The sequence below is a fragment of the Streptomyces lonarensis genome, assembly GCF_012033735.1.
GTDB classification, from domain to species: Bacteria; Actinomycetota; Actinomycetes; order Streptomycetales; family Streptomycetaceae; genus Streptomyces; species Streptomyces lonarensis.
Genome location: NZ_JAAVJD010000305.1, coordinates 1 through 5,135, shown reverse-complemented (window position 1 = coordinate 5,135; position 5,135 = coordinate 1). Strand labels below are relative to the sequence as shown.

Annotated in this window: 1 protein-coding gene; it reads right to left on the bottom strand. The window is 66.0% G+C overall.

What is annotated here, in order from left to right:
• Positions 1-5,135 (bottom strand): hypothetical protein (locus HCN56_RS23320; protein WP_209313096.1); only part of this gene is annotated, 5,135 nt, incomplete at both ends.

The window sequence follows — 5,135 nt, the reverse complement described above, 5'->3', positions numbered from 1 at the left end:
TGTTCGCCCGCGCCGGCTCCTTCCCGTCACGTGCCTCGCCGTCGATGTGCCGAGTCGTCCCCCCACGCATCGGATAGGACCAGTTACTGGCAGCGCTGTAGATCATCTGCGGCCAGTAGCGGCGCACCTGCTGGTCGAAACGGAGACTGCTGTTGAGGTGCTTCTCTCGGTCCGCGGAGTGCTGCTGAAGGGCGTCCCACTCGTTGTCCGCCCGCAGCTTCTCGCGGATTTCCTTGTTGACCTCCGCGAAGCTCACAATCCGCTCGACTGTCGCGGTGTCCAGCGCGGCGGGGTCGTTGGCGAGGGCACGGGCCAGGTCGCTGCTTGCCGCCCCGGCACGCTGGTCGAGATCGGCGCGACCGCCGTCGTTCCAGATGTCACCGATGAAGTAGCGGGCGGACTTCATCCGGGCTTCCGGTGAGTTGTCCTTGCCCGGGGCGTCGCGGCGGTAGGAGAGAAGGTTTCCCTCGTCGTCGGCGCGGAGAGTCGGCCACTCACGGTCGTGGAAGTCGGTGAGCATGAGCCAGCCGCTGTCGGTGAGTCGGCTCTGAGGGAGCGCTATCCGGGCGGGCCCGCCGCCGCCCTGTCCGAAGCGGCTGTCGCGGAACGGCGCGTCGGGGTCGGCGAGGAAGAAGAAGACGAACGCGTCGTTGGCGAACTCGATCTGGTCGAAGGGGGGAGTGTTGTTGGCCGCCGTGCCGGCGGTCTCCCACATGAGCTGGGCCTTCGACTTCATCTCGTGCGGCAGGCCCTGCGGCAGCATCGTCTCGACGCGGTCGGCGGTGGTGTAGTGGTGCAGGACCCGGTTGCTCAGTGCCTGTTCCAACCGGGCGCGGACATCCTGGTGCCAAGCTTCCGGTTGGCCGATCTCGTTGTCCATGTCCCGGACGTTGTCCTGGGACATCTGGGCGATGAGCGCTCGTCCGGCAGGGTAACCGTAGGCGAGCGCGCCGGCCCAGATGTTGCCCCAGCCGGAGAGGCGGGTGTACGCGGCGGCCGAACTCGGTTCTTGGGCCCACGCGGACAGAGCCGGGACGTACTGGTCGATGTGCTGCTGTGCTACCGCTTCGGGGTCCGGTTGCGGGGGCACGTCCGCGGGGTCCTGCGGGGTGTTGGGCTGGGTCTTCTGGTCCAGCACGTAGGAGGCGATGTCGGCGACGGTGCCGGCCTCGTTGTGCATGTGGGCTTGGCCGGACCATTCCAGTGCCTCGATGATGTCGGCCATGCCGACCGGTGCGTCTGCCTTCATGCCGAGGATCTGTCGGGTGATGGCTTCGAGGTTGTACTGGTGGGGCTCGAACGCGGACTTCACATCGCCGAGGGTCTGGATCAGCTCGCTGTAGTAGGCGTAGCTGGTGATGTCCGGCCCCGCGGCGTCCGCCAGCAGGTCCTTGAGGGAGTCGTTGTTGTGGGGGCCGGGGGCGGCCAGCGCTGTTGTTGAGGTGGTGGTGTTGGTGGTGGGTGGGTACTGGATGTTGTCGTGGGTGATGGGGACGGTGTCGGGGATCATGACCTGGGGGCGGATGAAGTCTTTCATCAGCGTGTCGACGAGTTGGTCGCCGGTCATGTTCTTCAGTTGGTCGACCAGGGTTTGGTGGCCGCCTTGTTGTTCGATGCGCAGGATTTCGAGGACGCCGCGGGCGGCGAGTCCGGGGATGATGTGGGGGCCGGCGAGGATGTTGTTGCGGAGTTGGTCGGCGCGGTCGGTGAACTGGTTGTTGGTGCGTGCCGGTTCTTTCCCGTCGCGTGCCTCGCCGTCGATGTGGCGGGTGGTGCCGCCCTCGGTCGAGTAGTCGATGAATCCTGTGATGTGGGGGTAGTAGCGGCGGACTTGGCGGTCGAATCGCTGGCTGGTGGCGAGGTGCTGGTCGCGTGCGGTGTTGTGTTGTTGGAGGGTTTCCCAGTCGCCGGTGGCGGCCAGTCCGTCCTTGGTCTCCTGGTAGGTCTTGGCGAAGGCGACGATGTCCTTGATGTCGCCGGGGGTGAAGTCGGGGTTGTTGCGGGCCGCGTTGTGGAGGTCGATTGCGGAGAGTTTCACTCCGTCGTTGAACTCTGCGTTCTTTCCGCGGTTCCAGAGGTTCTTGGTGTGGATGCCGGCGTCGTGGAGTTTTGCTTCGGGTGAGTGGGCTTTGTCCTCGGTGTCGCGGCGGTAGGAGAGGAGGTTGCCGTCGGCGTCGGCGCGGAGGGTGGGCCATTCCCGGTCGTAGAAGTCGGTGACCATGAGCCAGCCGCTGTCGGTGAGTCGGCTCTGGGGGACGGTGATGCGGGCGGGGCCGCCGGAGCCCTGTGCGAAGCGGCTGTCGCGGAAGGGTGCGTTCGGGTCGGCGAGGAAGAAGAACACGAATCCGTCGTTGGCGAATTCGACCTTGTCGAGTTCGGGGGTGTTGTTCTCCGCCATGCCGGCGGTGTCGAGCATCAGTTTCAGCTTGGACTTCATGACGCCGTTGCCGGGGGCGAGCATGGTCGTGACGCGGTCGGCGGTGGTGTAGTGGTGCAGGACGCGGTTGGTCAGTGCCTGTTCGAGTCGGGTGCGGACGTCCTGGCGCCAGTCCTGGGCGGTGCCGATCTCGTTGTTCAGGTCCCGCAGGTTCTCCTGTGACATCTGCGCGATCAGGGCGCGGCCCTGGGGGTATCCGTGTCGGGCGCGGGCGAGCTGCCAGAGGTTGCCGTCGCGGGTCATGTGGGTGTAGGCGGCGTCGGCGGCGGGGGTGTCGGCCCAGGTGGCCAGCTCGGGGATGTGCTGCTCGATGTGCTGCTGTGCGAGAGCGGCTTCGTCGACCTCGGAGCGGGGGCTGTTGGGCTGGGTCTTCATGTCCAGCACGTAGGAGGCGATGTCGGCGACGGTGCCGGCCTCGTTGTGCATGTGGGCCTGGCCGGACCATTCCAGTGCCTCGATGATGTCGGCCATGCCGACCGGTGCGTCTGCCTTCATGCCGAGGATCTGTCGGGTGATGGCTTCGAGGTTGTACTGGTGGGGCTCGAACGCGGACTTCACATCGCCGAGGGTCTGAATCAGCTCGCCGTAGTAGGCGTAGCTGGTGATGTCCGGGCCTGCGGCGTCGGCGAGTAGGTCCTTGAAGGTGTCGTTGGTGTGGGGCCCGGGCGCCGCCAACGCCGTCGTCGAGGTAGTGCTGATGGTGGGTGGGTACTGGATGTTGTCACGGGTGATGGGGACGGGTCCGGGGACCATGACCTGGGGGCGGATGAAGTCCTTCATCAGCGTGTCGACGAGTTGGTCGCCGGTCATGTTCTTCAGCCGGTCCACCAGCGCCTGGTTCCCGCCACGCTGCTCGATGCGCTGGATCTCCAGCACGGCCCGGAGCGCCAAGCCGGGCACGATGTGCGCCCCGGCCAACACATTGTTGTCGAGGAAGTCCGTGGTGTCGCTGAACTGACCCGCCAGGCGCGCTGGTTCCTTGCCGGAGCGGGCCGAGCCGTCGATGTGGCGGGTCGTCCCGCCGCCCATCGGATACGCCCAGTTGCTCGCGACACTGTAGGAGATCTGCGGCCAGTAGCGGCGGACCTGGCGGCTGAAGTGGCGACTCTTCTTGCGGTACTTGTTCAGGTCGGCGATGTGCCCCTGCAGCGTGTCCCACGTGCCGGTGGCGCGGAACTTCTCCCGGATCTCCTTGTTGAGCTGCGCGAAGTGCACAATGGTCTCGACGTGCCACTGCTCCAACTGGTTGGACTTCCGCTTGAAGCCGCGGGACAGCGAGCTGGTGATGACGTTGGCCATCTCATTGAGGTTGCTGTGGTCGTTTCGCCAGATGGCGGCGATCTGTCGCTGCGCCGCCTGCATCCGTGCTTCGGGGGAGTTCGCGGCGGTGTCCGAGTCGTTGCGGTAGGAGAGCAGGTTTCCCCTGATGTCCGCGCGAAGGGTGGGCCACTCCCGGTCGGCGAGATCGGTGAGCATGATCCAACCGTTGTCGAGCATCGCCTGCTGCGACAGCGCGACGCGTACCGGCCCGGCTGTCCCGGCGCCGAAACGGCTCGGACGGAAGGTAGCGTCGGGAGCGGCGAGGAAGAAGAAGACGAACGCGTCGTTGGCGAACTCGACCTGGTCAAAGGCAGGTGTGTTGTTGGTCGCCGTGCCGGCGGTCTCCCACATGAGTTGATTCTTGGACTTCAGCACACCGCCGGATCCCGGAGCGAGAAGGGCACCCACCCGATCAGCAGTGGTGTAGTGGTGAAGCACCCGGTTCCGCAGGGCCTGCTCCACGCGGCCACGGACATCGCTGTGCCATGCCTCCTGTGGTCCGACCTTGCTCTGCAGATCGTGGAAGTTGTTGTACGACATCTTGGCGATGAGAGCCCGGCCGCCCGGGTACCCGGCCTGACGGGACCCGCGCCAGATATTTCCCTGGTCCGCCATCCGAGCGTAGGTGGCCACCGAGCGGGGGTCGGTGGCCCAGCCGGCCAGCTCCGGCACGTTCAGCTGGATGTAGTTCTGCGCGAGCACGGACGGGTCGGTCCGGGCCCGGACGAAGGCGGCGATCTCGGCGACGGTGTTTGCCTGGTTGTGCATGTCGGCCTGTGTGGCCCACTCCAGAGCGGTGATGATCTCCTGCCGACCGACGGGGTAGTTCGGATGAAGCCCCATGATCAACTTGGTGATGGTCTGCAACCGGTAATGGAATCGCCCGAACGCCGGCCGCGCCTTGTGAAGGATGAAGACGAGCTGGTTGTAGTTCGGATAGCTGATGATGTCGGGGCCGGCGGCGTCCGCGAGGAGGTTGGCAAGGGCGTCGTTCGCGTGGGGGGTGGGTGCCGCGAGAGCGTCGCTGGTGGTGACGATGCGAGGGGCCGGCGTGGGGGTGTCGGCCGCATCGGTGGTGGTGGTGTGGGGGTCGAGGAGGGTGCGGAAGGCTGCCCAGGTGTGGTCTTCGGTGCGGATGGCGTCGCGGGGGTTGGGCGTGGTGAGGTCGGGGTTGCGGGTGGTTCCGTAGAGCTCGGTGAGAAGGGGGACGAGGAGTTGAACGTGGGGTTGGTGGGTGGTGGTGCGGTGGACGAAGTTGTGGACCCATTGTTGGGTGTTGTGCATGGGGAGGCCGGTGTAGCGGTCGTGTCCGGCGTTTGTTCCGAGCCAGGTGTTGGTGAGTTGGGCGAAGAATTCGTGTTCGGTGGGTTGGCGGAGG